At 65.6% G+C, this 25,595-nt stretch carries 22 protein-coding genes, 1 tRNA gene and 4 pseudogenes; 14 read left to right on the top strand and 13 right to left on the bottom strand.

What is annotated here, in order from left to right; genetic code table 11:
- A pseudogene (locus SALPAC6_RS25940) lies at positions 1-170 on the bottom strand (IS701 family transposase); the annotation flags it as partial.
- A 353-nt stretch (positions 171-523) separates the two neighbouring features.
- On the opposite strand from SALPAC6_RS25940, the gene SALPAC6_RS0113350 reads away from it, so the two are divergent.
- The 3 genes from SALPAC6_RS0113350 to SALPAC6_RS0113340 all read left to right on the top strand — a co-directional run bounded on the left by SALPAC6_RS0113350 (position 524) and on the right by SALPAC6_RS0113340 (position 2,172).
- Positions 524-1,660: a helix-turn-helix domain-containing protein gene (locus tag SALPAC6_RS0113350; protein ID WP_018253907.1), complete on the top strand. Its 1,137-nt coding sequence runs from the start codon at positions 524-526 to the stop codon at positions 1,658-1,660.
- Between the two features lie 105 nt (positions 1,661-1,765).
- Positions 1,766-1,945 carry a hypothetical protein gene (locus SALPAC6_RS0113345; protein ID WP_018253906.1) on the top strand — a complete coding sequence of 60 codons (180 nt, stop codon included), beginning with the start codon at positions 1,766-1,768 and terminating at the stop codon, positions 1,943-1,945.
- A complete protein-coding gene (locus SALPAC6_RS0113340; protein WP_018253905.1) occupies positions 1,945-2,172 on the top strand; it encodes a hypothetical protein in 228 nt (75 codons plus the stop codon). Before SALPAC6_RS0113345 ends, SALPAC6_RS0113340 begins: the two co-directional genes overlap by 1 nt.
- On the opposite strand, the pseudogene SALPAC6_RS25935 reads toward SALPAC6_RS0113340, so the two are convergent.
- Positions 2,109-2,920: pseudogene (locus tag SALPAC6_RS25935) on the bottom strand (transposase family protein). The gene SALPAC6_RS0113340 and the pseudogene SALPAC6_RS25935 sit on opposite strands and share 64 nt — an antisense overlap.
- Positions 2,921-4,392: 1,472 nt before the next feature.
- Here SALPAC6_RS25935 and SALPAC6_RS31240 point away from each other — a divergent pair.
- From SALPAC6_RS31240 to SALPAC6_RS29405, 7 genes and pseudogenes are all read left to right on the top strand, one after another.
- The gene (locus tag SALPAC6_RS31240; protein ID WP_080636049.1) at positions 4,393-5,145 is read left to right on the top strand and encodes an ATP-binding cassette domain-containing protein; all 753 of its coding nucleotides are present in this window, start codon (positions 4,393-4,395) and stop codon (positions 5,143-5,145) included.
- Positions 5,142-6,359: a hypothetical protein gene (locus tag SALPAC6_RS29415; RefSeq protein ID WP_162561539.1), complete on the top strand. Its 1,218-nt coding sequence runs from the start codon at positions 5,142-5,144 to the stop codon at positions 6,357-6,359. The genes SALPAC6_RS31240 and SALPAC6_RS29415 overlap by 4 nt, the downstream gene beginning before the upstream one ends.
- A gap of 662 nt (positions 6,360-7,021) precedes the next feature.
- Positions 7,022-7,159 carry a hypothetical protein gene (locus SALPAC6_RS29410; RefSeq protein WP_162561538.1) on the top strand — a complete coding sequence of 46 codons (138 nt, stop codon included), beginning with the start codon at positions 7,022-7,024 and terminating at the stop codon, positions 7,157-7,159.
- 454 nt (positions 7,160-7,613) lie between these two features.
- Positions 7,614-8,561, top strand: coding sequence for an IS982 family transposase (locus tag SALPAC6_RS25930; RefSeq protein WP_397540897.1), 948 nt, complete (start codon positions 7,614-7,616; stop codon positions 8,559-8,561).
- Between the two features lie 15 nt (positions 8,562-8,576).
- A pseudogene (locus SALPAC6_RS25925) lies at positions 8,577-9,667 on the top strand (IS630 family transposase).
- 234 nt (positions 9,668-9,901) lie between these two features.
- Entirely contained in the window at positions 9,902-10,138 is a 237-nt protein-coding gene (locus SALPAC6_RS31235; RefSeq protein ID WP_397540896.1) for a tyrosine-type recombinase/integrase, read from the top strand.
- The gene (locus tag SALPAC6_RS29405; RefSeq protein ID WP_018253901.1) at positions 10,107-10,256 is read left to right on the top strand and encodes a hypothetical protein; all 150 of its coding nucleotides are present in this window, start codon (positions 10,107-10,109) and stop codon (positions 10,254-10,256) included. The genes SALPAC6_RS31235 and SALPAC6_RS29405 overlap by 32 nt, the downstream gene beginning before the upstream one ends.
- A gap of 526 nt (positions 10,257-10,782) precedes the next feature.
- Here the strand turns inward: SALPAC6_RS29405 and SALPAC6_RS25920 are convergent.
- The 3 genes from SALPAC6_RS25920 to SALPAC6_RS0113285 all read right to left on the bottom strand — a co-directional run bounded on the left by SALPAC6_RS25920 (position 10,783) and on the right by SALPAC6_RS0113285 (position 13,287).
- Positions 10,783-11,643, bottom strand: coding sequence for an RNA polymerase sigma factor (locus tag SALPAC6_RS25920; protein WP_018253900.1), 861 nt, complete (start codon positions 11,641-11,643; stop codon positions 10,783-10,785).
- Complete coding sequence (locus SALPAC6_RS0113290; protein WP_018253899.1) at positions 11,640-12,257, bottom strand: hypothetical protein; 618 nt, start codon at positions 12,255-12,257, stop codon at positions 11,640-11,642. The genes SALPAC6_RS25920 and SALPAC6_RS0113290 overlap by 4 nt, the downstream gene beginning before the upstream one ends.
- 553 nt (positions 12,258-12,810) lie before the next feature.
- Positions 12,811-13,287 (bottom strand): hypothetical protein, encoded by a 477-nt coding sequence (locus SALPAC6_RS0113285; protein WP_018255828.1) that lies wholly within the window; start codon positions 13,285-13,287, stop codon positions 12,811-12,813.
- A gap of 541 nt (positions 13,288-13,828) precedes the next feature.
- Here SALPAC6_RS0113285 and SALPAC6_RS0113280 point away from each other — a divergent pair.
- Positions 13,829-14,416, top strand: a complete 588-nt coding sequence (locus SALPAC6_RS0113280) for a hypothetical protein (protein WP_018253897.1) — start codon at positions 13,829-13,831, stop codon at positions 14,414-14,416.
- A 435-nt stretch (positions 14,417-14,851) separates the two neighbouring features.
- On the opposite strand, the gene SALPAC6_RS25915 is transcribed toward SALPAC6_RS0113280, so the two are convergent.
- The 5 genes from SALPAC6_RS25915 to SALPAC6_RS0113250 all read right to left on the bottom strand — a co-directional run bounded on the left by SALPAC6_RS25915 (position 14,852) and on the right by SALPAC6_RS0113250 (position 19,491).
- Positions 14,852-15,496: a TIGR03089 family protein gene (locus tag SALPAC6_RS25915; RefSeq protein WP_263404747.1), complete on the bottom strand. Its 645-nt coding sequence runs from the start codon at positions 15,494-15,496 to the stop codon at positions 14,852-14,854.
- 364 nt (positions 15,497-15,860) lie between these two features.
- Positions 15,861-16,937, bottom strand: coding sequence for a serine hydrolase domain-containing protein (locus SALPAC6_RS0113265; RefSeq protein ID WP_018253894.1), 1,077 nt, complete (start codon positions 16,935-16,937; stop codon positions 15,861-15,863).
- 314 nt (positions 16,938-17,251) lie between these two features.
- Complete coding sequence (locus tag SALPAC6_RS29015) at positions 17,252-17,539, bottom strand: helix-turn-helix domain-containing protein (RefSeq protein ID WP_018253893.1); 288 nt, start codon at positions 17,537-17,539, stop codon at positions 17,252-17,254.
- 243 nt (positions 17,540-17,782) lie between these two features.
- The gene (locus SALPAC6_RS0113255) at positions 17,783-18,391 is read right to left on the bottom strand and encodes a CGNR zinc finger domain-containing protein (protein ID WP_026189638.1); all 609 of its coding nucleotides are present in this window, start codon (positions 18,389-18,391) and stop codon (positions 17,783-17,785) included.
- 455 nt (positions 18,392-18,846) lie between these two features.
- Positions 18,847-19,491 carry a DUF4360 domain-containing protein gene (locus SALPAC6_RS0113250; RefSeq protein WP_018253891.1) on the bottom strand — a complete coding sequence of 215 codons (645 nt, stop codon included), beginning with the start codon at positions 19,489-19,491 and terminating at the stop codon, positions 18,847-18,849.
- Between the two features lie 777 nt (positions 19,492-20,268).
- On the opposite strand from SALPAC6_RS0113250, the pseudogene SALPAC6_RS30195 reads away from it, so the two are divergent.
- Positions 20,269-21,189, top strand: a pseudogene (locus SALPAC6_RS30195) (right-handed parallel beta-helix repeat-containing protein).
- Here SALPAC6_RS30195 and SALPAC6_RS0113230 read toward each other — a convergent pair.
- Complete coding sequence (locus tag SALPAC6_RS0113230; protein ID WP_018253888.1) at positions 21,190-22,446, bottom strand: L,D-transpeptidase; 1,257 nt, start codon at positions 22,444-22,446, stop codon at positions 21,190-21,192. It lies immediately after the preceding pseudogene.
- Positions 22,447-22,703: 257 nt separating this feature from the next.
- On the opposite strand from SALPAC6_RS0113230, the gene SALPAC6_RS0113220 reads away from it, so the two are divergent.
- Together SALPAC6_RS0113220 and SALPAC6_RS27720 are read left to right on the top strand one after the other, a co-directional pair.
- Positions 22,704-22,779: transfer RNA gene (locus SALPAC6_RS0113220), tRNA-Lys, on the top strand.
- Positions 22,780-22,987: 208 nt separating this feature from the next.
- Positions 22,988-23,446, top strand: a complete 459-nt coding sequence (locus SALPAC6_RS27720; protein ID WP_018586428.1) for an NUDIX hydrolase — start codon at positions 22,988-22,990, stop codon at positions 23,444-23,446.
- On the opposite strand, the gene SALPAC6_RS0113205 is transcribed toward SALPAC6_RS27720, so the two are convergent.
- Complete coding sequence (locus tag SALPAC6_RS0113205) at positions 23,391-23,960, bottom strand: flavoprotein (protein ID WP_018253885.1); 570 nt, start codon at positions 23,958-23,960, stop codon at positions 23,391-23,393. The genes SALPAC6_RS27720 and SALPAC6_RS0113205 overlap by 56 nt on opposite strands.
- Positions 23,957-25,294, bottom strand: a complete 1,338-nt coding sequence (locus tag SALPAC6_RS0113200; RefSeq protein ID WP_018253884.1) for a hypothetical protein — start codon at positions 25,292-25,294, stop codon at positions 23,957-23,959. The genes SALPAC6_RS0113205 and SALPAC6_RS0113200 overlap by 4 nt, the downstream gene beginning before the upstream one ends.
- Positions 25,295-25,595: the final 301 nt, after the last annotated feature.

Here is a 25,595-nt window from a genome sequence, read left to right as displayed (position 1 = left end):
CACTTCACCCGGGTCAGCAGGTCCTGCATCCCGTCCGGACCCGTGTCACCGGCATGCTCCGCGATCGTCCAGCAGTTCTTCCGCGGCAACGGCGCCAGCAAGCCCCGGACAAAGTCACGCACCCGACGGCGAGGCTCCGGCCTGCGGAAACGCTGCCCGACCGTCAGCATCAAGTCGTCGAACAACACCCGCCACCGCTGGGCGTCTACCCTGTATCCGGCAGCCACCGCTGCATCATGGTCAGTCCACACAACCACCCATGATCGGCGGTGGCTGCCCTCGTTCCCGCATCGCATCAAACCCCAGCTCAGTCAAGGTCAACAACCCCGGCTGGAGTATTAGCGGACAGCTCGAACCTGTCCGGAACCACAATTCCATGGTAGGGCGTACGCCGTGACCCGCCGGAACATCCATACGGACAGGTGACGGCGTGACGTGCGGGCAGGGAGTACCGTCGATGGCGGCAGGGTGCCGGTTGTAGCGGTCGGCGCCCGCCACCCCAGACCGCTACCTGGGAGAACTGATGCCGGCACCGACGCGCACCATCGTGGATCCGCGATTCGGCGCCGAGCTGCGTCAGCGACGCGAATCGCGCGGCCTGACATTGCGGCAGTTAGGCGTGGCGGTCAGCTACGGCAAGAGTTTGTTGCACCAGTTGGAAACCGGCCGCACCCGGCCGACAGTGGATGTCGCCGTGCGCCTGGACGACGCCCTGGCCGCGGGCGGGGCCCTGGCCGCCCTCGTCGCCGACATGCCCACCCCCAGCGAGCGCGCCCTATACGCGGTCCAGCATCCCCGCCGGGTCGATCACGGCGCGGTGGACGCCCTGGCCGACCTGCTCGCCAGCTACCGGCGCCTGGAGGACACGATCGGCTCGACTTTGGTCGTCGACCCGGTCCGCGTGCAGCTCGACACCGTTGTGTCCCTGCTACGAGATGCCGGCCATCAGGTCCGGCCGGCGGTTGTGGATATGGCCGCGCAATGGGCCCAATTCGCCGGGTGGCTAGGGATTGCCACCGGTGATGACCGCGCCGCAACAATGTGGCTCGGCCGCGCGCTGCAATGGGCCACCGAGGCCGGAAACCGGGACCTGATAGCCGCGGTGCTCTCATTTCAAGGCCACCAGTCCGAGGGGTGCGGGGATCTGCCGTCCATGATCGGCCTGTCCTGGGCAGCCCGGCGAGACGATGCGGTCCACACCGCGCTACGCGCGTACTCCGCCGGGCAGGGCGCGCGCGGCCTAGCCATGGCCGACGCCCCCCCGCGCGAGGTGATCGGCCTCCTGAGTGAGGCTGCGGATCTTGCTGAGCAGGCCACCGGCCAGCCCTTGTCGCCGTGGGGTTACTGGTACACGCCCGCGTTTTTCGCCGTGCAGCAGGGAATTGTGTGGCGGTACCTGGGCGCCCGGGACGACCGGGCCAACGATCGGGCCCTGCGGCTGCTGGCCGCCGGGGTCGCCGGGGCGAGTGAGGACGCCCGCGGGTCGGACTGGCACGGCCGGCACCTGGTGCACCTGGCGGTGGCGCACACGCAGGCCGGGGATGCGAGTACCGCCCGGCAGGTCCTTGATGAGGCTCGCGCCATAGCTGACGCCACCGCCTCACGGGCGCTGGCTGGGCAGGTCACCGAGGCTGTCCGCCGCCTGTCCGCTACCCGGTAACGGACAGCGCCCATCCTGACAAGTAGCACCGCGTCACCGCAGGATCATCCTGGGTGGTGACACTGATGCCGTTGCCGCCTCGACCCGATCGAGGGGAGCACGCGCATGATCCGGCTACTCCGCCGACTCCGCCGCCGGCCCGCACGGCTGGACGTGACCGGTCCCGCCACCCGGTACGCGGCGCGGGCCGGCGCCTACTCCCCGCTGCACAACCAGCCGACGGTCATCTTCGACAACCGGCCGCTGCTGACCCCGCTCGCCCGACTGCGGGCGAACCGCCGGTGATGGCCACCCACACCCGGCCCCGCCCCGGCCTGTCGACGGTCCAGCTACGCAACCGGATGATCCTGTCCGCTCGGCGGATCATCACCGGGCACTGGCCGCGCGTCGATCGGTGCCCGATCTGCCGATCCGGGTGGCCGTGCCCGCGCACCGAGACCGCATACGGCTACCTGACCTCGGTCGGGCAGGGCAACTGGGCGCCCCCGCAGCGTGCCGGGAGCCGGCGGTGAGTCCCGGCGACGTGACCGTCCGCCGGTGGTGGCGGGGACTGCGCTCGTCGTGGACAGCAGCGCAGCTTGGTCAGGATCTTCCAAGTCTTGAGGGTGGCGATCGCGCGTTCGTCGTGGGCGCGAATCTTTGTGTGGGCGCGGCTTCAGGTCTTCTGCCGGCGTGACAGCTTCGGTCGGAAGCGGCGTCGCTTGAACGGCGTGCGAACGCTGCCGTGGGCGCCTTGGTAGCCCTTGCCGCGAAGTTGTTCATCACGTCTGGGCTGGTCAGCGCGTCGATGATGCGGTGGGTCCGGGCTGCGGTCAGGTCGTGAGTCGAGCCGGGCAGCGCCGGTGATGCCCAGACGAGCCGGCCAGCGGCATCGGCGATTTCCTGCACGTTCACACCGTGGCGCTGGTGCTTCCGGGGTAGTACGGCCGTTGGTCGGCGACCCGGTCGATTGGAATCAGAGTGCCGTCCAGGATCGCGTATGCCAGCCGGCAGACCCGTTGCATGGTGGTGGCCAGGTTCTCGGCGGCCCGCCGCGAGCAGAGCTGTCGCCTCCTGGACGTAGCGCCAGGCGGTGGCGAAGCCGGTCGCGAGTCGGGTGAAGATGTCGCCGTTAGGCAGGTGAGCCAGTGTCAGCGGCGCCTGCCGGGCGGGGCGAGGTGCCGCGACCGGGATCGGCGCTGGCTACGTTGGCCGTGGATGCGTTCGGTGAGGTGGTACAGGGTGCGGCTGGACAAGGAGTCGTGGCGGGTAGGACAGCATGGCGAGGCTCCCGGTCGGGGCTTCGAGTCTTGGTCGAAAGCTGTCCTACCTGGAGTCTCGCACCCATCGATCACCGGGCCCACCGCACCCGTCCTGAACTGCAAGAACAGCTTGGAAAGGGCGCACTATGTTACCCGATAGCTCTAATTCATATCCGATAGGGAAAAACGCTTCCTATGCGAATTTGTGACGTTACTGAGAGTTGTCGACAGTTCAGGGATTGGTCGAGCGCTCAGCACTACGCGGCCCGGGGTCACTACTGAGCATCACTGGCGCTACTCGTTCCGGAGTGGTCTAACGATCGAAGTCGAACTTGCTGCTGTAGGGTGTCGCAACAGGACGGTCCGACCTCCTACAGTGGAATGAGGTATGAGTTGAGGCTCAGGGCGAAGCTTCCGACTTTCTTCGCGCCCATTTTGGTTGCAGTCGCTGCCGGTGCCACTCCTGCCGCAGCGGTGAGTTGGGGTGAGCTGACAGTCTATACCGACGGCGTCGCGCAAGGTTCGGCCCGCGGTAGCTGGTCGGTGAGTCGGTCGGGCAGCTATGGCACCGCCAAATTCGATGGTCAGGTAATCGATCGACGACCGAGTAACGAATCGATCTACTATACTACCTGGAGCTTTTCGCGCGCCTGCTCAACTTGCTCGACAGGAGGGCCGGCCTACGCTGAAAGTGCTCGTTGGAATGGTGACTATTGGCGCAACATCGACGTGTCGGCCAGCCTGGGAAGTGGTATGAATCAGGCGCGCGCCAATGTTCGCGCATGTGAGGACCAGCGGTTTAGCCCGGACGACTGTTCGTCACCATGGTCGTCGTCGTGGATTAACTACTGAGGCGAGGTATAGTGAAAATCACCGAGTTTCGCCGTACGGCCCGCCGTACGGCCCGCCGTACGGCTCTTGGAGTCGCCCTAGTCGCGGGATTGGCTGTGGCTGGTGCCGTACCAGCGCATGCGTTGAACACGGTACGCTCCTGGAATTCAGCATCGAACCCATTGATTACTTACGACGGCTCTGGCGTGTCGCAGGGCCGAGGGTATGGTACCTGGAAGGTGGCGCATACCTCCAACGGAACGCGCTCGCTGGGTAATGGGCAATTGAAGGATGACCGCCCTACCGGCTCTTCGGTCTATATCCACATGCGGACGCAGACCAACAGTAGCCTGTGCATATCTCCCGGATCTGTTGCCTGCTCGGGAGTAGACTGGGGAACGACTGATCTCGGTGATTCCGACCGCACAAACTCTGACCGATGGCTCACCATCGATCAGATTTCTCAGCGGGTAAACAACACGGGGAACGCTGCACGGGGCCGTTTCCAGGTGTGCGAAGATCGTCGTTTCAGCCCGGACGATTGCTCGGGCTACAGCTACACACTGGGCGACACTTACTGATTTTGCCAAGAACTTAGTACCTTGAGAACCCGGCACCGCGCATGTATGCGGTGCCGGGTTCTTCATCGGAAGGGGGAACATGACGATCGGCCTAAGGCTGGCTTCGGTGACAAAATCCCACCCGACAGGTTTCCAACTCGGCCCCATTGATACGGAAATTGGGCCGGGAATTACCGTATTGGTGGGCCCAAATGGTGCTGGGAAGTCAACTCTTATCGGTCTGTGTACGACGCTGTTGAAACCATCGTCAGGTGGCATATTCTTCAACAATCAATCATTGAGTTCTAGGGTCGGCCGCCGAACGGTACGGGCGGGTATCGGGTATCTGCCTCAGGATTTTACTCTTCCCACACGGGCCACGCCGTCGCAGTTCCTCCATTACACGGCATGGCTTAGAGGGATCGCGAGGCGGAGCCGTTCGGAATGCATCGACCGGGCACTAGTAGCAGTAGGCTTGGCTGCTAAGCGTGACGAAAGGATTGGAAGCCTTTCGGGTGGCATGAAGCGACGGCTCGGGATTGCGTATGCGTTGGTGCATGCACCAGACCTCATCGTTCTAGATGAGCCCACCGTGGGACTCGATCCACAGCAACGGCAGCGGGTGCGACAGGTTCTACGTTCGATCTCGCGGACGAAAGCCATCCTCGTCTCTACTCATTTAACGGAGGATCTTCAGGCACTAGCGGATCGTGTACTAGTTCTTGACCATGGACAACTTCGCTTCGATGGCACAACACAATCTCTACTTGGTAGTAGCGTAAACGACGGCGACATCCGAGTCGACTCGCCAATCGAGCTGGCTCTGTCGCGTATCTGGGCGGATGAAAAGTGAAATCCATTCTCGCTCTGCCTGCTGCTGCCGCGCGCCTTCACCTTGGCATCTGGTCCACAGTAATCGTACTTTCTGTACAGGCATTCAACTTTTTCGATCGTGGGATGCCTTGGCGTGGAGAATGGAACTGGACTGTAGACTGGTCGGGATCAGGGCTAGTAATAATTGGCCCGCTACTGGCTGGAGTCGCGGCCGTTGACGGTGGAAGAATAAAGAATGAGCATCGTCTTCCTCAGGCACGGATGCTCAGTCATCCCATCCGTGCGGTTTTGGGGCTTTGGCTCACCGCCGCGTTGCCCGCTGGCTTAGCCTATCTTTTATCGACTAGCATATTCCTGTACATCGCCGATAGTGCGACTTTGGTGCCGCGCACCCCGGCACTTTTTCTTATTCTCGCGCAGATTTGTGCCTTGCTATCCTATATTCTCCTTGGCTCGGTGATTGGAAGAATGCTTGGTGCGGTAGTTGGAGCTCCTGTTTCCGTAATTGGGGCTGTGGCGGTCTATTGGAATCTGGGAAGAAGTGGTGGGGGCTTCGCGCCCTTTGACGTAGGTTCAGCCACTTCCAGTCTGTTAGGGCTTCAGTTTTCGACTACCTACCTGTTTTTGCAATTCGGCTTTATGCTAGTATTTATGGCTAGCTGCCTGGCCATGCATGCTGCGCTTAACAGTCGCCTTCGGGGGCTGGTTGCAGTAGGCCTTGCGATTGCATTGCTACTGTCTAGTAGCAATTCTGCTGATATTCCCCGATTTGAGGAACACGGAGTGAGTGCCAGTACGTGCGTTTCGAAACAGGTCACGGTGTGTGTATACCCGGAACATGAACGATTTCTTCCGGACCTCGCCCGCGACGTAAGTGTCATTCACGATGCGGCAGGCCAGCTTGGCATTTCTGATTTACTGCCTCGAGTGTACGTTGAGCGGATTCCTGGTGAAGGTGTGCGACCTGACGATGACCGGCGTGGACGGGTTGAGATTAAGCCAGACGATTTCTCAACGGGGAGAGTTCCGCTGGCCGACGTCGTCTATGCTGTTGTGCTGCCCTGGCACTGCCCTCAACTCTTCGGCGAAGAACCTCCCTCGCCGCGCTTTGTCGGCGACATCGCGCGTATCGCTGATGCTCTCACTTCACTTGTGGAATTACGCGCCGAGCATGGACTAACTGTCGAGGTTGCTCGAGAAATGGTAGCAGCTATTCATCGCTGCGAGCCGTAATCGTGATATTTTCGCCGCCCGACCGTCACGTTCTGCGGGCCTGGTTGAAGATGCATGAACTCCCGGCGGCCGGAGTGCTGGTTGCTGGGAGCCTAGCGCTTGAAATCTCCTTCAATGGCACTCTTATTAGTGAATTCGTGGTTCCGTTTTCATCGTCAGTCTCGGTTCACCTTTTAACCCCTGCACTATCGGGCGTTGGCATCGCAGTCGCTGTTGCGAGTAGGAGTCAGTGGCTTGACATATTTAATGTGATGATGTCGACGATTGCTCGGATATTATGGATTCTGCTTGCAACTGGAGTCGTGTCGATATTAACAGTTCTGGCTACGCTCGCCTCCGACTCATCCGACACCGCATGGGCGGTGACTCGCAACTGCATACTCTTCGCGGCTCTGGCGATTATAGGTACGGCACTTGTATCGTCGACCTGGGCGTGGATGTTGCCTGCATCTTACGTGCTGCTGAGTTTGGTATTTGGTCAGAATCCAGCAAGTGCGAGTGGCTTCCACTGGTGGGCAGTAGCACTCCAGGAGGCGGCGAAATTCCACTCAACGATCCTTATTGCCTGCCTTTACGCTTGCGCAGTTGTCTTTCTCCTTGTGAAGGACACCCGCAGGGGTGCAGTATCGTGGTGAATAGTTGCGCTTTGATACAATGTTGTGATGGACATCCTGTCTGGGGGTATAGCAGCTTTCGTGTTCTACGCGTTGGCTTTCGTGGTACTTTACGCGGTGGTCCGCGCGGCGGTGCATCATGGCATTCGCGATGCTGAGCGTGAACGCAAAGAGCCTCAAAATTAGCAATCAAAAAGAGGACCGTTTCGCGAGCATGCGGGGGAGCGTGTGTAGCAGGATTGCTGTCACTCAACGCCGGGCACCTCGTATATGGGTGCGGCCGGCGTACCGAGCAGCACACCCAGCCACGGCCACCGCGCCTCGGCCACCCGGTGCTGGCTTGGCCTTGATGCTGTCAGGCTGCCCAGCGCAAGCCGCTGTCGGCGAAGACCATCAGCAACTGCCACGGCCTACTGCACACCATCTGCACCGCCGCGATCGGCGCGAAGCGCATCCGGCTCAACCCGTGCTCGTCCACGAGCTTGCCGCGCCGGGAGCCGAAAGAGATGCGGTTCCTTCCCGACCCGGAGATCGGCCGCCTGATCGCGGCACTGCCACCGCACTGGCGTCCGCTAGACGAGTAGTTCCGATGTCAGGGGTCGATGTGTGGGCATGAAGAGATGGTGTCCATGATCATGTTGTGACGCAGGACCTGGATACCCTCTTGACCGCACTGTACGTGAAGATCGACGACAGCATCCGCACGCCCCGGTGGCGGGGCCGGCCGCCGCTGTTGACCGACTCCGAGTTGGTCTGCCTGGCCGTGGCGCAGGTCCTGCTCGGCGCCCGCTCAGAGGCGCACTGGATCCGCTACGCCCGCATCCACCTGGCCGGCATGTTCCCGTACCTGTCACAGCGACCGGGCTACAACAAGCGGCTACGCGCCGCGCTGCCGTTGATCAAGAAGGTGATCCGTGACCTGGCCCGGGACAGTGACTTTTGGTTCGACAACCACTGGATCGTCGACTCCACCCCCATCCCGTGCGGCATGTCCCACCCCACCGTGCAACGCTCGGACCTGGCCGGCTGGGCCGGATACGGCTACTGCGCCTCCCACTCCCGGTTCTTTCTGGGGACTACGGCTGTACCTGGTGTGCACCCGACCGGCATGCCGATCCTGTGGGCCCTGGCCAACCCGAAGATCAGCGAACGCGAGGTCCTCACCGCGATGCTTCAGGTCGAGGCGGGCGTGGTCGCCGAACACGCCGGGATCCTGCTGATCAGCGACAAAGGCTTCGCCTCCACGCCGTTCGAGCGGCAGTTGGCCGAACAGGGCATCGCCCTACTCCGACCATCGCGCAAGAAGGAAAAGGCCCGCTACGGCGAGGCGATACTCACGAAGGTCCGCCAGCTCATCGAGTCGGTCAACGACACCCTCAAGGGCCAGCTTGACCTCGAACAACACGGCGGACGGACCTTCGTCGGCGTCGCCGTCCGGGTCGGCTCAACGGCTCCTGGCCATGGCCGCCGCGATCTGGCACAACAACACAACCGGCGCACCCGTCACCCGATCCCTGATCGCCTACGACCACTGACCGGAATTCGGAACTACTCGTCTAGTGTCCCGCGCCAGAAATTCGTTGAATAACTGTAGGATTGGTGGGTGGCGCGTAGAGGTCGGCCGGTGGCCGTGGTGACGTTGACCGATGAGGAACGCGCGACGTTGGTGCGTTGGTCACGGCGGGCCACGTCGTCGCAGGCCCTGGCTCAGCGGTGTCGGATCGTGTTGGGCTGCGCGGAAGGCAAGTCCAATCAGGATGTTGCCGCGGAGTGGGGGATCTGGCCGTAGACGGTGGGCAAGTGGCGTAACCGGTTCGTGGCCCGCCGGTTGGAGGGTCTGGTTGACCAGCCCCGGCCGGGCGCACCACGCACGATCGGTGATGAGCAGGTCGAGCAGGTCGTGGTTGCTACCTGGAGCGCACGCCGACCGACGCCAGGCACTGGTCGCGGGCGTCGATGGCGGCCGAGTCTGGGCTGTCGCGCTCGACGGTGGGTCGGATCTGGAAGGCCTTCGGCCTTCAGCCCCACCGGGTAGAGACGTTCAAGCTGTCGAACGACCCGCAGTTCATCGACAAGGTCCGTGACGTGGTCGGGTTGTACCTGGACCCGCCGGAGCGTGCGCTGGTGCTGTGCGTGGACGAGAAGTCCCAGATTCAGGCCCTCGACAGATCGGCGCCGGTGCTGCCGATGATGCCCGGCCTGCCCGAGCGGCGCACCCACGACTACGTCCGGCACGGCATCACCACCCTGTTCGCCGCGCTCGACGTGGCCACCGGCCAGGTGATCACCTCAGTGCATCGCCGACATCGGGCTGTGGAGTTCAAGAAGTTCCTGGCGAAGCTGGACACCGAAGTCCCCGCCGACCTCGACGTACACCTGATCTGCGACAACTACAGCACCCACAAGCACCCCACCGTGAAGCGTTGGCTCGCCGCGCATCCCCGGTTCCACATGCACGTCACCCCCACCTACTCGTCCTGGCTCAACCAGGTCGAACGGTGGTTCGGGCTGCTGACCGACAAACGACTACGCCGCGCCGCGCACACCTCCCTACGGGCTCTGGAGAACGACCTACGCGCCTGGACCGCAGTATGGAACGACGACCCCAAACCGTTCATCTGGACCAAGACCGCCGACGAGATCCTCGACCGGCTCGCCTCATATCTTCAACGAATTCCTGGCGCGGGACACTAGTCATGCTGTTGGTGGCGACCGGGCTGCGGTGGGGCGAAGCGATCGGGCTGCGCGCCGACCGGGTCGACCTGCTCGCCGCACGGCCGCGGTTGACTGTCGTCGAGCAGCTTCAGGAGATGGCCAGTACCGGGGAGCTGGTGTTCCAGTCGCCGAAGACCGTCAAAGGTCGGCGCACGGTCAGCTTCACGAAGAAGGTGGCCCTGCTGTTGGCTCCCCTGATCGCTGGAAAGGCGAGTGGCGAGGTCGTTTTCACGGCACCGAAAGGTGGCTTGGTGCGCACTCGGAATTTCCGCCGGATATGGGGTGCGGGCGTGCGAGGATGCCGAGCTTCCCGGCTTGCGCATTCACGACCTCCGCCACACCCACGCGGCGATTCTGATTTCCGCCGGCCGCCCATTGTCGGCGATCTCCCGCCGCCTCGGCCATTCGTCGATTCGTCGTGACGGATCTGCTGTACGGGCACCTCCGTGAGGAGGTCGACGAGGGGATCATCGCGGCGATCGAGGAGGCGATGGCGGACGTGCGGTCGGAGGATCTGGACACCGAGGTCGACGAGGAGTTAGCGGACGAGCTGGCCGAGATAACATGATCGACTTTAGGGGAACGGTAGGGGAATCGGCCCGCTATCAAGGGGGATCGAGGGGGATCAGGAGAGATTGAGATGCAGGTCAGACCGCATATCGACCCTCTGGCCATGCCTCCGTTACGGGTTCAATTCCCATCAGTCACCCGGAAGGTGGAGCTACTCCACCGCAGCTCAGGCCCCCTCTGTGGAGGGGGCCTGAGTCGTTGTAGGGCGTCGTAGGGGCCAGGGCGGGTCCATGCCGGTCACCGACACCCGGCCCATCAAGGGCCGGGTGTCGCGCCGTCGAGGTGCGTAGTTTCGGGGGCTGAGCGGCCAGGACGCGTCAGTACGGTGCGGTCCGCGACCGGCTTGGGCGGCTCCTGGCCGACGTCGACCAGCTCCTGCGCCGGTCCCGTTCCAGCAGTTCGGGCCGACCGTTGAGGTGTGTGCCACCGGGCTGTTCGCAGGTGAGCCCGCAGCCGGGCAGCCGGTGGTGCGGATCCACAGGGCCAACTACGGGGTCTGCGGTGTCCGCGCGTGCGGGGATGGGTCATGGCTGGGTGAGTAGTTCGGACATGGAGTGGGCGAGGTTGTCCCACACGGCGGCGGGTGCGGCGAAGCCGGGATCGGTGCGGTAGACCTCGGCGGCCGCGGCCGCCAGGTCCAGTTCCGCAGCGGCCCGGTTCAGGGTGTCGGTGGTGATCGGCAGGGTGACGCCAGCGTGGCGGGCCCACCGCGGATCGGCGGGGTCGAGCAGACCGTGGGCGGTGCTGGCCGCGGTCAAGCGCCGGCAACGGCAGGGGTTGTGCTCGCGCACGAGGCCGCACCTGCCGGCCATCAGCTGGCGCATCACCGCCCGGGCGCGGGCGAGTCGTTGCCGAAACGCCGCGGCGGTGATCGCGCAGATGCCGGCGGCGTCGGTGTCGGTGAAGCCGAGCAGGTCACCCAGTAGGTAGGCGACGCGCTGCTCGCGTGACAGGCACAGCAGCATCCCGTAGGTGCACGACAGGCGCACATCCGCGACCAGCTCGGCGTGCTCGGCCTGTGCGGCCGGACCCGGTTCGGGATCAGCTAGGTGCCGGTCGATGAAGTCAGCGAACGGCTCGGGGCCGGCCACCGACGCCTCCGCGGTGCGCCGGCGGGTGCGCATCAGCTGGCGCACCGCCACCGAGTACGCCCAGGTGGTGAATCGTGACCGGCCCTCGAACGTGGACAGGCCTGTGATCAGGCGGATCATCACCTCCTGCGCGGCGTCCTCGGCGTCGGTGGGGTTGCCGGTGAACCGCAACGCCAACCGGTACATCGGGTCCTGCAACCGCCGGCACACCTGCTGCAACGCGTCCCGGTCACCGCCCTGGGCGGCGGCGACCAGCGTGTCGAGGCCATCAAGGTCGACGCCGGCGACACTCACTCGTTCACCGGCCCGGTGGTACGGGTGAACAGGGCGAACACCAGGGTGCGCTGCGCCGGGGTGAAAAACGCCGCCAGCTGCGGATCGGTCATCAACGCCTGCGCAGTCGACTCGAACACCTGCGGGGATTCCCAGCCAATGAGGTCACCCACCAGGCCGTCCTCACCAGTCAGCGCCACATGCCCGTGCACCCCGTGGCGGCCGGGCAACGTGACGCTGTGCAGCAGCTGGTGGGCCCGCGCGTGCGCTGCGTCGTCGGCCGGTTGATACGAGGCAATCTCCACCACCGGCGCGGCCTGGATCTGCCGCACCGGTTCCACTGGATCAGCCGCCATGGTGAAGTGACCGAACAGCCGCGGCTCACCCAGCGACGACAGGAACCAGGCCAGCGTCTCGTCGGAACGCACCGCCGTCGAGGCGGCCTGCGCCGAGGCCAGGTCCTGCCACAGCACCACGTCGGCGAATACCTGCGGATCGTCGACCTGCCGTAATCCCACCGACGTCACGTACCCCGGGTAGCCGGCCAACCGCCGATGCACCTGGCCATGACGCTCGAGCATCTGCCGCGCATCGGTCACCGTGTACACCGCCACCTCGAACACCTGCTGGCCCATCCGTGTCTCCCATCAGCCAAGCGGCAGCACTGCACCACCACTGTCTTATGAGAGACCCCGTACCGTCCGACTGTGACAGCCGAATCCGAGGAAACGGAACGTGCCGCTGATCAACAACACGCGGCGGCCCCCTCGCCTGGCTCGCCGAACCAGCCCGTTCCCTCGGCTTGTCGACCGAGTACGCGATCGTGCCGCCTCCGGGAATGGTCCAGCTCAACCGCCTGGATCGTGCTGACGGAGGGCCTGACGCGAGGCGCCCGCCCGAGCCTCGCGGGCATCGGGCGGGCGCTGACCGCAGCGGTCCGTCAGTCGTCGTGCGAGTAGTCCTCGTAGTCATACGGATCGGCCGGCTCGTTGCGGTCCGCGGCGTCCTGGACGCGCTCGTCGACGCCGCTGGTCGCGGTCGGCGCGTCAGGATCGCGCCCGACGGCCGTGCTGATGCGGTCAGTGGACTCGTGGTCGGTCAGGACGGTTCCTCCGTCAGCACGTGCCCTCAGTTACCTCTGAGGCGACGCGCACCCGCGCCGCGCCGTGCGGCCGGTCACCGGTTGTTTTAGCCGACCAGGTAGTAGGTGTTGGCGAAGCCGCTGGGGTTACAGACGTTGAGCTCTCGCCGTACGGAGGAGTACGAGAAGCCAGGTGGGACGGTGCAGGCCCAAAGTCCGGCCTGGGGCACCCGCAGGTAGTAGGTGTTGGCGAAACCGCCGGGGTTACAGACGCTGAGCTCTCGCCGTACGGAGGAGTACGTGTATCCAGACGGCACGGTACAGGCCCAGATCCGGTCGCTGGGGGCAACGACATAGTAGGAGTTGGCGAAGCCGCCGGGATTACAGACGCTGAGCTCTCGCCGTACCGCCGTGTACGTGTATCCAGACGGCACCGAGCAGGCCCAGAAACCACTGGCCTGCGTGACGGGCTCGGTGGATTGATCGGCACCGTAGGCGGCCGCCGCAGGCGCGACGGCCAGACCGGCGACCATGAGGACAGCAGCGGCGATCAGTCGAGACATCGCCTGACGGATGCGGGGCATGGAACCTCCAGGTGCTCCAGGGCTTGGATTCATCCCCCCGAAGCCTAAAAACGCTTTGTTAGCACCCGATGAATAAGTGAACCTCGATAGGCCACAGGCCGGGGGCGGTGTCATCGCAGTAGCGCGCATGCCCCGGCCCTGACATCCGACAAGTGTGTCCATATCATCTTCAAATGCCCATGCACACCTCATACGTATGTATGGGATAGTTGGATCACCGCCACTGTTGTCTGGTTGATGCCCGTGTGGGGTGTGGTCGGGGGCACGGTGGTGGCGGAATCCCGGCGGCCGTCGGGGCGTTACACCATGCGTACGACCGAGCAGGTGTTCCGCCGATGGCGGATGCCGGCCGTGCGTGAGCCCCGGAATGTTGGCGGCCCGCCGGTCGTTACATCTGGGCCCGGCGCCGTGCGTGTGGCCCTGTGAGGCCCGCGGTCGCCGACCTCTTCCCCTTAGTTTCGTTGAGCGCCGGACGGTGCTCGCACCCACCCCGAACCCCCTTCGGGTGTGGGGTGTCGACCCCCGAATGGAGCAATCCCTGATGAACACGATTCTGCGTCGTAGCGTGCTGGGTTTCGCTGGTCTGGCCCTGTCCACCGGTGTTGTCGCCGGCCCGCTGGCCACCCTCACCGACCCCACCCCCGCCTCGGCCTCGGCTTCGGCTGTGGTGCGGGCGGAGAAGCCGGACATGGGCACGCTGATCCCGCACGGCACCCAGGGCACACAGTCGCGCATCGCCCTGGGTGATGAGCAGGTGGCGAACGTGAAGGCCATCATCGAGGCCACGAAGAACGCCGGGATGGACGAGCGGGCCGCCGTGGTCGCGATCGCGACCAGTTTGCAGGAGTCGAAGCTGGAGAACCTGGGCCACCTGGGCGCGCGTAACGACCACGACTCGCAGGGCCTGTTCCAGCAGCGCCCGTCCAGTGGTTGGGGCACGGTGGAGCAGATCACCGACCCCGCCTACTCCACCACCGCCTTCCTGGATGCTCTCAAGCAGGTCGAGGGTTGGCAGGACATGCCGTTGACCGAGGCCGCGCAGACGGTGCAGGTGTCGGCGTTCCCGTTCCACTACGCCCAGTGGGAGACCCAGGCCGCCGACCTCGTCGCCGAGCACTGGACCAGCTAACCCACCCGCACCACACACAAGACCCAACCCACACAAGGGGGAAAGAAACTGGTGGCCGGCACCCGAACCAGGGCGCCGGCCACCAGCCGTATCTGGGTGTCGTGTCATGCAGCGCTACCGGGCGATGTCACACGGCAGGAACACCGACGTGACCGGTAGCCATGCACCGCCAACCCATACTTGATCGTCAACCAGCACACGGCGTTCGACGACCGCTCCGTCAGCAAGGTCTGGATCACCGACGCCCTACGCGGGCAAGCCGCTACCTTCGACCGCCTACGAGTGGATCGCCAGCTCGAAGAAGCCCTTACCCGCGGCCCCGACCCGCTGCACTTGGCCGCCGCGTTCGGCCTCGACGACAAGACCGTCATCCGCTACACCAACGGAGCCGATAGATCCTCGAGACCAAGCCGAGTGCCACAACGGCTAGTGATCTCAATAGACCCGGGTGATCTGCTCGGCGGCGATGTGGGCGTCTAGTTGAGCCGGATCGAGGTTCGCGCAGATCACCACGGACGCGCCGGCGGCGAGCGGAGCGAGCAACCACTTCAACGGTTGCTCGTGCTCGGTGGCATCGACGAGAAGCCGGTCGCCGGCCCGCAGATCGCACCGTTCGACGAACGCGTCGGCCAGCCGACGCCATGCACTGTAGCTGGTGCCGTCCGGGGTGGCCGGATCGGGCGGGCGGACGGCAGTGTAGTCGGGCGGCGTGTCGGGGTGCCGGATCACCTCGATGGACCAGTCGAGCCAGCCCAGCGGCACCTCCGCCAGGGGGCCGGGTCCGGTGCCGACCAGGTAGCGGTGCCGCCCCTCGGGCACGTCCTCCAACCAGTCGTCGAGGCGTTGCGGGGTCACGAACACCGCGTCGTACGGCCGGTCGCCGCCCGGTTCGAGCACCGGCAGCCCGGCGGTGGCCCGGGGCCGAAACGACACCGCGAGTCCGATCGCCCAAGCGCCCAGCAACACCGCAGCGGTACGCCAGTGCGGCGGCAGCAATACCGCGACTCGACTGCCCGGGGCCAGTCCGCAGCCGTCCCGCAGCAGCCCAGCGCTGCGCGCCGCCCAGTCTCCGAGCTGTATCGCGGTCAGGTCGACCCGCTCGCCGCTGGGTCGTCGCAGTACGTGAGTAGCGGGGCAACGGGCATACGTTCAGCCATCGGGCGCTCCTCCCTGCCTGTCACCCACCTTATTCGGCGCCCCACCGCACTTTGCTGGCCGTCGCGGCGGGGGTGCGGCGGATTGATCGGCGGCGGGCCGAGCGGGAGCGGTTGGTGCCTGGCGGCTTGCCGCCAGGCACCAACCGACCCTTGGGTTCCCGCTAGGGACCGTCAGTTTCGGACTCACGGACCCGCGCTTGGGTGGCTGTCCCGTAACCGCAGATACGTGATCTTGGAATGGTTTTGTTGGGCGCTTGGATAATTGGCGTTGCCACCGGCCGAGGTAGTTACGGCAGGAGCAGGTCGTGGATGTTCCAGGCGAGCTTCCCGGCGGACCAGGAGGTGTTCGCGCAGATGGCGACGTCGATGTTGAGGCTCGGGTAGTGGTAGAGGCGGGTGCTGACGCCGTCTTCCTCGCCGGTGTGGCCCCACCGGATGACGGTGCCGTCGTCGTCGAGGATCGACATGACGCCGTAGCCGTAGCGCCAGAGGTAGCCGCGGACCTTCTCCTCGCGCTCGGCGACTCGGGGGGCGAGCATCTCGGCCACGGCCTGATCCGGTAGCAGGGCGCCGGCGCGCAGGGCCTGGGTGAAGGCGATCAGGTCGGCGGCGGTGGCGGTGGCGCCGCCGTCGGCGGCCGGCTCTGGGGTGGTGGCGTAGATGTTGCGGGTCCAGCCGGTGATCGCGCCGGTGCCGTCGTGGGCGGGGATATAGCCGTCGGCGACCCGCGGCGCGTCGGCTTCCAGAGGCAGGAAGTCGGTGTCGGTCATGGCGGCGGGGCCGAAGACGTGCTTGCGCAGGTGCTCGGCGAACGGCGCCATGGTGAGCTGCTCGATGAGCATGCCGAGCAGGATGTAGCTGGCGCCGTTGTACTCGTGCCGCTCACCTGGAGGGAAGCGGGCCGGTTTGTCGGCGAACAGCGGCAGGTAGTCGGCGTTACGACGCAGCAGATACACCGGGTGCGTGCGGAGCAGTTCGGCCCAGGTGGCCTCCCAGTCGCCGGTCTCGTCGAACCAGTCGGCGATACCTCCGGTCATGGTCAACAGCTGCCGCACTGTCACCTGCGCCGAGATCGTGGTGTCGGCTAGGTCGAGCAGCTCGACGATGGGTGCGTCGAGGTCGAGCAGGCCCCGCTCGACGAGTTGCAGGACCCCGACCGCGGTGAACATCTTCGACACCGACGCCACCCGGAAACGGGTATCGAGGGTGTGGGGCACCTGCCAGGCCCGCTGCGCCAACCCGGTCACGCAGGCGTGCAGGGTGTCCTCGCCGCGGCGGATCAGGACCACGCCGGAGAAGCCGTCCGTCTCGGCGGCGCGTGCGACAGCGGCCGGAATGTCGGCCAGTACGGAACTTTCGGGCATCGTGGCTTCTCCTGGGGTCGCGAGGTCGGGCGGGAGTACCCGGCGGGATCGTAACGACTGATCATTGTCGCGACCACCGATTTGGGACGTGCGTCCAAGTAGGCCCCTCGCTTGGGTAGCTGTCCCAGCCCGCCAAGTATTTGCTCTTGATGTCGGGGTCGGGAACGTGAACGGCATCCCTCATCCACCACGCCGCACTCGACTGCTATGCATCGATGTCACTGCTTTCTGTGATGCTTTCCCTCGTCTGGTGTGGAGTGTGGGTGGATCGGGGTGGTGCCGCGGTGATGCCAGAGCGCCCGGTTCACGCCCGCTTAGGCCGAGAGAGTCTCGTTACGGCCGTCGTCGCGGCGAACCCGGGTACGCTCCAACACCCGGTACACCGTCTGGCGTGATACCTCGAACAGCTCGGCCAGCTCAGCGACGGTGTGTTCCCCGGCGGTGTGCAGCTTGAGTAACTGCGCCTGCCGGGTGGCCGGCAGCTTTGGTGCCCAGCCCTTGAGTTTGCCCTTGGGCCGGGCAATGGCCATGCCTTCCCGGGTCCACACCCGCAGCAAGTCGACCTCGAACTCGGCGAAGGTGGCCAGGATGTTGACAAACATCTTGCCCGTCGGGTCGGTGGTCGTAGACCATCGTGCCCAGCTGTAGCCGGATGCGGCGCGCGGCGAGGGCGTCACCGATCTGCCGGGCGTCCGGCACGGACCGGGCGTGCCGGTCCAGCTTCGATACAACGAGCGGCGTTCTATGAGGAGCTGACATGGTCGAGGGAGTGGTCGACGACGCCCGGCTGCACACGTAGCCCCGAGGATAGCCACCGGCTTGGGGTAACCAAGGGGAGGTGTTCGTCAGTCGGCCTTCGACTGGGTGCGTCGGGCGTAGGCGCGGGCCGCGCGGGCGCGGTCGCCGCAGCGGGTAGAGCACCAGTGGCGGCGGCCGCGGCGCAGCAGGTAGCGATTGCAGGGAGTGGAGTCGCAGGCGGTCAGGCAGCCGGAGTGGGGGCCGGTGAGGAGGTCGGCCGTACTGGCCGCGAGGGCCGCTAGGGCGTGCTCGAGAACCTCGTCGGTGGGGCACGGTGCCGCTCGGTAGGGGCCCTCTTTGTCGTTCCAAAGCAGCAGAGCGGCCGTGGGAGCCCTGCTCAGTGCGTCATTAACGGCGGACAGAGCTGCGGGCAAGGGGGGAAGCCCGGCGACGTGGGCGGCGAACAATGCCCTGACGTGTTCGCGCAGCGAGCGTAGCTGGGTCGCGCACATCTCCTGCACTCCGGCACCGGCCGGAGCGAGGCCGCGTTCTGTGAGCCAGTGATTCGTTGCCTCGGGGGTGCCGAGGAGATCGATGAACTGCCCACCGGGTAGCGCGATGGCGCTGTTGACGAAGTCGAGAGCGAGGTACTGCTCCGCCCCTGGCGCGGACGGCAGTACAGGCTCAACAGTCCAGCTCTCTGTCATAGCTCTCATGGTACGACTTGCGTTCATCCGTGAGGAGCTACTACCGTCACTTCACGGATAACCTAGCCCCCATCCGTGAGGACTTTCAACGACGAGTACAAGCCCTCCCGCCGCAGGAGCGCCCGCCCTCGCCGGCCGTCACGGCCTGCTCGTAGCCGGCCAGCAGCTCCAGCTTCTGCCCGGGGTGAACGACCGGCGGGCACGCGGCCCGTCCGAACGCGGACCCTTCTTGCGGCTCATGACCCCATCCTGGGCCGTCGCGACGTCAACAGCAGTATTCAACGCTTCCGATCCTGAGCTCGCCCTGTTCGGCGGACGTGTAATGAACCGCTGGCCTCAACTCACCCTGACAGATAGGGATCTGACGAGCACTCGTTGTCGTTTTTACGGTAGGTCGGTGACGGCCGAAGGCGCGAGCCCACCGGCAGGGCGTCAATGACGCCTCGCCGGTGGGCTCGTCCGTGCTACGGGCAGGTCTTCCAGGCCAGGTTATAGGTGGTGGAGATGGCTCCGTCGGTCGAGTCCATCGTCATGAAGCTCGTTGTGGTGCTGGTGTCTGAGGTGCCGGCGAGGGCCCAGAGCTCCGTGTTGATGTTGAAGTTACGTTGCTCGCCGCACGGGTGCCAGACCAGAGCGGCAACGTCCGTGACATCGGTGGCCTGCCAGTTGTCCACCATCGGGCCGTCGAAGGTGTGGGTCGAGTAGGCCGTGGGTGACATCCCCTGGAAGTAGTAGTTTGCCCGCTCTACGCCGGTTGCCCCGTCTGCCAGGGCGGCGAAGCCGCGGTAGTCAGCCTGGGCCACCGCGTAGGTGAAGCCCTGCGGGACGTGAACCTGCAGGTTGAGTTGGCAATTGCGGCGCCAGTCGGTCGGTTCCGCCCCGACCCCGACCTGGGCAATGAATTCGCTGTAGGTGACAGTGAATGCAGTGTTGTCGGCCGACATGGCGATGGCGGCAGTGCCTGCCGGACAGCCGGAACCATTGACGGTGACCAGATCGATGACGATTTGGCCCGGGGGCGGGGTCTCGGGCTCGGGGAAATCCACCACCGGGTTCGTGGGAGCCAGCAGAGAGAGGATCATGCCTCCGGTTGCGAGCCAACTGAACATGAGGATCCTTCCTGTGTGCCTCGTGGTGTGAGCGGCGGCACCGGCTGGCGGTGGACCGTCCGGCACCCGGGATTCAGGCATGTTTCGTGCCGAAGGGCAGGGGTGGAGGGGCTCGGAGGGCCAGCCGGACCGTGCACATGAGGATAGGGGCACCTGGGCGAGGGGCCACCGACAATTCAGTGACCATTTCCAGATTTATACAGATTGATGTACTGGCGCGTCCGCCCGTCGCCGTGTCACATGACAATACGAGAGGTCGGACGCTATGTCGCCGCCGTGTCGACAAGGTGGATATGACCGATAGATTCCTCATCGCACGTCGCGAAATGATACATGTTCCATGTCGAGTCGGCGGGCGGTCGCGTTGATCGACAGTCCTTCGGCCCGTAGGGCGGGCACGGCCGTGGCGTTGGCGGTTTCGCCGCCCGACGCCGTGTCCTGACCGGCTCGTCGACTGGCCGGGCGGGGGCGTCGATGTGGGCACTCAGGCACCGGCGGTGCCCGCGAACGACTTTCTCGGCGGTGTCGCTGAGGTTCTTCAGCAGGTGCTACCGGTCGGAGACCTGGATCGCCTCAGGTGTGCCCTTGCGGGCACCGTCGGCGTAGCTACCGCCTCGATCGCCGCACATGATCTGAACGCCAGGGTGTTCGCGCAGCTAGGCGGCGAGGGTGTCAGCGGTGCGGTCGCGCAGGACGTCGATATCCTCGGCGCCGATCTGCGGCCCCGTACGCGTGGCAGAAGTCGGCGAGTCGACGTCGTTTCGGACCGTGGCCGGGATGACCGGCCTGGCCTCACCGCTGCGACCACGCCGGTCGCCGTGGCTGACGGCGACCGGCCCAGCAGAGCCACTAACAACCGGCCTTCGGGCTGGGAGCTGCGCGCTGACGAACGCGGTGCGGGCCAGGGTGGCAAGAACGACCGGGGCAGGGCAAGCGGGTGCGCACGCCGGTCCCCTGTGACACGGACCGGTTGATCGCCGAGATCACTCAGGCGAACGCCCGCGGTGGTGCCGTGCTCGACCTGGTGAAAGACTGCACCTACCTGCTCACCGCCGATCTCGGCGGCAGCGGGCTACCCGCGATCATCACCCCGATCACCCTCAACGGCGGTGAGAACACCATCATTGAGCGCGCCGCCGCCGACCAGTTCCGCATCCTTGTCGTCAATACTGGGACTGCTGCGGTCGGCGGTCTGTTCGTTCAGGACGGCGTCAGCACGGTCGTCGGCACCCGGATCGCCGGGAACACCGCCAGCATCGTGGGCGGCGCCGCTGTTATCGGCAACGGTGAGCTGACGCTGCAGCAGGTCAAGCTCGTCGACAACACGGCCAACGTCGTCGGAGGGCTCTTCGTCCAAGGGGTGTTGTTGTCGGCAGTAGCTCCGTCGTTGCGGACAGCGTCATCGAGAAGAACATCTCCACGGCCAGCATTGCTGGCGGAGTCTTCAACGCGGGCCAGTTGGTAGCGCGGCGCACGAAGATCACCGACAACCACGCTGGTCTGGGTGGCGGCGGGGTCTACAACACCGGCACCGGCACGCTTACCCTCGACGCGACCAAGATCGTCAAGAACATTGCCGGCACCGAGGGCGGGGGCATTCTCAACGACGGCACGGTTGAGCTGAACACCGCCACCGGCGCCACCGTGGTCAAGAACCGACCCAACAGCTGCGTCAACGTTCCCGGCCGCCCAGGCTGACTAGTAGTCGGCGGAGGGGGACGTCCCCGACTCCGCCGGCAGGGCGCTGCCCTTGACGTACTCCTCCCAGCTCAGGTTCCAGTCGGTCCAGCCGTTGCCGTTCTGCAGCTTTCGCTCGGTGCCCAACACTCGGATCGGATCCCCGATCCGAGTGTTCTCGAAGAGCCAGGCACCGTCGGCCATCGACACGTTGACGCAGCCGTGGGAGACGTTCACCGAGCCCTGCTGCCCCTCCGACCAGGGCGCGGCGTGGATGAACTCCCCACCCCAGGTAAGCCGCTGCGCGTACTCGATGTCCGTGCGGTAACCCTCGTCCGGCCCCAACTCCTCGTACGTGTCGAAGACCGTCTCGCGTAGCTTCTCCATCACCACCATGGTGCCGCTCGACGAGGGTGTGGACTTCTTGCCGAGGCTCACCGGGATGCTGCGCACCTTCTCGCCGTCCTTCGTGACCACCATCTGCTTCGTCTCGTTCTCCACCTTCATGATCAGCGCTGGGCCGATCTTGATATCGACGGTGAGGTCGGCGCGGCCGTACCAGCCGTCGCCGAGCGGCAGACCACCAGCCTGCACCCGGTACGAGACGGTGCTGTTCGCCTGCCAGAACTCCCGCGGGCGGTACCGCACCTCGGTGGGGCTGACCCAGTGCCACACCCCCTCCTGCGCGGGAGTCGCCGTCACCGTCATCCGCCGCTGCACGTCGTCCCGGTACTCCTCCGGGATGTCCCGTCCGAACTTCACGATGAGCGGCATCCCGACCCCGACCACCTGCCCGTCACCGAGGAAGCTGCTGATTCGAACCTGCTGATCCGGCTTGGCCATCGTGGTGAAGGTGCTGGTCGCGGTCACCGGACGGTCGTCGTCTCCGGTGGCGGTGACAGTCGCCGTGTACGTCTCGCCGTACTCGAGCACACCGGTGGGTAGCCAACTCGCGCCGTCGGCGTCGAGCGTGCCCTCGACGGCCCCGCCCGCCGAGTCGACCAGCGCAACGGTGGTCTCCTGGGACTGCTCCGTGGTGAAGGCGATGCTCGTGGAGGCGGGTACGCCCCGGGCATCGGCGGCCGGCTCGACGATACTGACGGAGGCCAGCGGGGCCGGTGGCACGAAGTCAGGCTTCTCGTCGGGCTGTTTGTCGCCGGCAGAGCAGGCAGCGGTGAACGTTAGGGCGGCGGTGAGCAGCGCGGCCACGAACGCGGGTTGGCGTTGTCCGTGACGGCGTCGCCCGCGCTGGAGCGGCGGGTCCTGAACGGCTCGCATGTGCTCTTCCTTACTCCTCGCCGTCGGAGAGGTGGACCGAGCCGGTCATCAACCAGCTCTTGGCCCTGTCTCCAACGCAGTTCGCACGCACCTGGCGCACATCGTGCCGTAACCATGCCCCGCGGCACCGACTAACCCAGAGTCATCCTGGTGTTTTTGATGCCATTTGTCCGAATATCTCAACCGAAAGAGGGGAGTGGGGATCGGATTAGAAGCCGGCTGAACTGGCGTGCTAGGGTTCTCCCCGTTGCCAACGAGCGCCGCTAGCTCAACTGGCAGAGCAGCGGACTCTTAATCCGCGGGTTCGGGGTTCGAGTCCCTGGCGGCGCACCAACGAGCAAGGCCCTGACCTGGTATTTCTGTGCCGGTCGGGGCCTTTTTCGCGTACGGCGGTGGCGGGTGGTCGCTCGGTGGGTGCTCGGCAGCCGTTGGACCGGGTTGGCTTCGGTGGGACGGGGTGCGATGCCAGCCGGTCGGAACCATGGATTAATCGGGTGCGCCGCTGTCCGGTGGCGGGGTCCGGGCGTGGTTAGGGTCGGTTGTGCGGCGGATCGTGCGTAGGTCGGTGCGGGCCATCCTTGTCGATGGTGACGGCCGCCTTGTGCTGATCAAGCGGATCAGGCCCGGGCAGGTGCCGTACTGGACGACGCCGGGTGGTGGGGTGGAGCCGACGGATGTTTGTCTGGAGGCTGCGCTGCGCCGTGAGCTGCGTGAGGAGCTTGGTGGCGAGGCCGGTCGGCTGGTTCCGGTGTTCCTGTTCTCCACTCCGGTTGGTGCGGGTGTTTCGGTGCAGCACTTCTTCGCGGGTCGTTTGCTTCGGCTGCGGGCGGAGGCGCGTAGTGGGCCGGAGTTCGCTGATTCCGCGCGGGGTGAGTATCAGCTGGACCGGGTGGCGATTGACGAGCTGCACGCGGTGGCGTTGAAGCCGGATGCGCTCAGGGAGTTCATTGTCGCCAACGAGGAGGCGTTGCTCTCGGTCCGCGGCGATCATGCAGGGTAGTGCGGTTGAGAAGGTCGCGCACGCTGTCCCAGTGGAATGGTCCGTCTGGGGTGTCGGGTCGTAGGGCTTCGGTGGCGGTGAAGTGAACGCCGGCGTTGGCGAGTAGTTCGAGGTTGCGGTGGAAGGCTGGGTGTGCGGCGAGCGCTGCCTTGGCGTAGGGCGAGACGATGATCGGTGTTCCGGCTCCGAGGGCTTCGTTGAGGGTGCCCAGGGCTGCGGTGTTGTTGATGCCGGCGGCCCATTGGTTGATCGTGTTGAAGGTGGCCGGGGCGACGATGATGGCGTCGGGCCGCGGTAGTGACTTCGGCTCCTGTGGTCGGCGTGGTTCGCTCCGGACGGGGTGGCCGGTTGTCTGTTGCAGGGCTGGGAGGTCAACCCATGCGGTGGCGGCCTCGGTGACGACGGGGTGCACGTCCCAGTCGTCGTGGCGGAGTCGTTCGGCCAGCTCGGCTACTTTGGCGGCCGGTGGGGCGGCGCACACGACGAGCAGGAGGACGGGGGTGGCCTTGGTCATGCGTCTTGGACTCCTGCTCGGTCGGCGAGGGCTCGTAGCCCGGGGGTGCGGCTGGGGTGTTCCCGCCGGAGCAGCTTCGTGATGAGCCCAGCGGCGGCGGCGTTGAGCTTGATCGCCTCAGGGACGAGGCGTTCGTACTCCAGGAGGTGGAGCATCGCTTGGGGGGCGGAGCTGTCCGTCGCGCTGTGCGCCACGGCAAGGTCGAGATGCGCTTGAGCGCGCCGGCTGGCTAGCGTCAGTGGGAGCTGTGCGGTGTCGAGCTGGTCGGCGAGCCGGAGTGCCTGTTTGTTCTCGTGTAGGGCGACCGCGACGGAGATTTGGTGTAGCCGGACGTTGGTGGGTCCGAAGGCTGTCCACAGTTCGTTACCGTTGCGGCCGAGTTCATCGGCGGCTGATTCAGCGGCTCGCAGGTGGCGCCATGCGCTGCGAGTGTCTGCCTGGCGGGCTGCCGCCACGGCCGCGTGGAGCAGGAGCGCTCCGTACGCCGAGAGGTAGGCGGGGGTGCGGTACAACTGCTGGCCGGCGATGGCCTCGGCTGCGGCTACCGCGACCTCTTCCGCTTCGGCGGCACGGCCTGGCTGCTTGGCGAGCGCGCATGCGGTCTGGTAGGCCGCGATGGCGGTCCGTGCTGGATCAGCGGCTATCAGGCCGAAGCATCGGGCGCGGTCCGCGGTGGTCCAGGCGAGTTCGCCGTCACCGAGTTTGGCAGCCAGTTTTGACGCCAGCAGGTAAACGCCGTTAGCGGCTCGGGCAACCCTGGGCATCTCCACAGCCTTCGGCTGCTCGGCGAACAAGGACTCGGCCCCGCTGATGAGGATGGGTAGTTGCCGCAGTTCGCTGTACTGAGCGCCCTGGTAGGCGAGGTTGGCGACCTGTAGGGCGGCTTCCAGCTCACGTAACGGCAGCAGGACCTGCCCGTTGTCGCGGGCGAGGACCGCGCGCCGCAGCCCCGCACGCCATTGGCTGGGCGAGCCGGAGGCATCGAGCGACTGGATGGTCTGTGGCGACTCGGGCTCGTATATGTCGGGCCGTGGGGTGGGCGAGGGTCTCGTCCCCTTGTGCTGGTGACGAGAATCCGGCTCTGCGGGCGCTGGGAGTTCGCCATACTTGGCGTTGTCGGGCCGGGCGATGTAGAGCCCGAGCGAACGCTTGTCGGTTTGCAGAACCGCGCAGAGCGCCTGTCGGTAATCCTCATTGGGCCACCGGATCTCGCCGCGTTCCAGCGCGCCAATGGCCTTCTCGGTGAGTCCTGCCCAGCGCGGCCTGCGACCTTGCCTGCCGTACATCGAGGCCAGTTCGGCGTTGCAGGCGTCGGCCAACTCCTGGCGAGACATCGGGCGGCCGGAACCAGAGGGGGACCGTAGCGCCTTGCGGGCAGCCCTGAGGTGACTGTTCGGGATGCTGTCTCTCCCCACGATCTGCCCCCAGCATCGACCAGCAATGACGTGCCCTTGCGCCACATTGTCGCAGCACGACGTTCCTACATGATCCCAGTGCGTCCCTGCGCGGTTCAAGCGATACCGATGGTCGTCGGCGGCGTGGGCCACTTCCTGGCCTTGCGGTCTGCGCCACAGGGCTGGGTGCCACGGTGAGGCCGCCACCCCGCGAGCGCGGCTGGCGGCTGCAACCCGTGCC

The organism is Salinispora mooreana, assembly GCF_000379065.1.
GTDB classification, from domain to species: Bacteria; Actinomycetota; Actinomycetes; order Mycobacteriales; family Micromonosporaceae; genus Micromonospora; species Micromonospora mooreana.
The sequence above is the reverse complement of the archived record's forward strand: the minus strand, read 5'-3'. Positions and strand labels throughout refer to the sequence as shown.

What these genes read in the sequence shown, in the direction of transcription:
- SALPAC6_RS0113200 (WP_018253884.1), bottom strand. Translation starts at nt 25,294, where the DNA reads ATGTCTCGCCAGGAGTTGGCCGACGCCTGCAACGCCGAACTGGCCTCG.
- SALPAC6_RS0113285 (WP_018255828.1), bottom strand. Translation starts at nt 13,287, where the DNA reads ATGCCCCGCATCCGTCAGGCGATGTCTCGACTGATCGCCGCTGCTGTC.
- SALPAC6_RS0113345 (WP_018253906.1), top strand. Translation starts at nt 1,766, where the DNA reads ATGATCCGGCTACTCCGCCGACTCCGCCGCCGGCCCGCACGGCTGGAC.
- SALPAC6_RS29410 (WP_162561538.1), top strand. Translation starts at nt 7,022, where the DNA reads ATGGACATCCTGTCTGGGGGTATAGCAGCTTTCGTGTTCTACGCGTTG.
- SALPAC6_RS0113290 (WP_018253899.1), bottom strand. Translation starts at nt 12,257, where the DNA reads ATGGGCCAGCAGGTGTTCGAGGTGGCGGTGTACACGGTGACCGATGCG.
- SALPAC6_RS0113340 (WP_018253905.1), top strand. Translation starts at nt 1,945, where the DNA reads ATGGCCACCCACACCCGGCCCCGCCCCGGCCTGTCGACGGTCCAGCTA.
- SALPAC6_RS0113205 (WP_018253885.1), bottom strand. Translation starts at nt 23,960, where the DNA reads ATGACCAAGGCCACCCCCGTCCTCCTGCTCGTCGTGTGCGCCGCCCCA.
- SALPAC6_RS0113255 (WP_026189638.1), bottom strand. Translation starts at nt 18,391, where the DNA reads ATGAGAGCTATGACAGAGAGCTGGACTGTTGAGCCTGTACTGCCGTCC.
- SALPAC6_RS0113280 (WP_018253897.1), top strand. Translation starts at nt 13,829, where the DNA reads ATGAACACGATTCTGCGTCGTAGCGTGCTGGGTTTCGCTGGTCTGGCC.
- SALPAC6_RS0113350 (WP_018253907.1), top strand. Translation starts at nt 524, where the DNA reads ATGCCGGCACCGACGCGCACCATCGTGGATCCGCGATTCGGCGCCGAG.
- SALPAC6_RS31240 (WP_080636049.1), top strand. Translation starts at nt 4,393, where the DNA reads ATGACGATCGGCCTAAGGCTGGCTTCGGTGACAAAATCCCACCCGACA.
- SALPAC6_RS29015 (WP_018253893.1), bottom strand. Translation starts at nt 17,539, where the DNA reads ATGTTTGTCAACATCCTGGCCACCTTCGCCGAGTTCGAGGTCGACTTG.
- SALPAC6_RS0113250 (WP_018253891.1), bottom strand. Translation starts at nt 19,491, where the DNA reads ATGTTCAGTTGGCTCGCAACCGGAGGCATGATCCTCTCTCTGCTGGCT.
- SALPAC6_RS0113230 (WP_018253888.1), bottom strand. Translation starts at nt 22,446, where the DNA reads ATGCGAGCCGTTCAGGACCCGCCGCTCCAGCGCGGGCGACGCCGTCAC.
- SALPAC6_RS0113265 (WP_018253894.1), bottom strand. Translation starts at nt 16,937, where the DNA reads ATGCCCGAAAGTTCCGTACTGGCCGACATTCCGGCCGCTGTCGCACGC.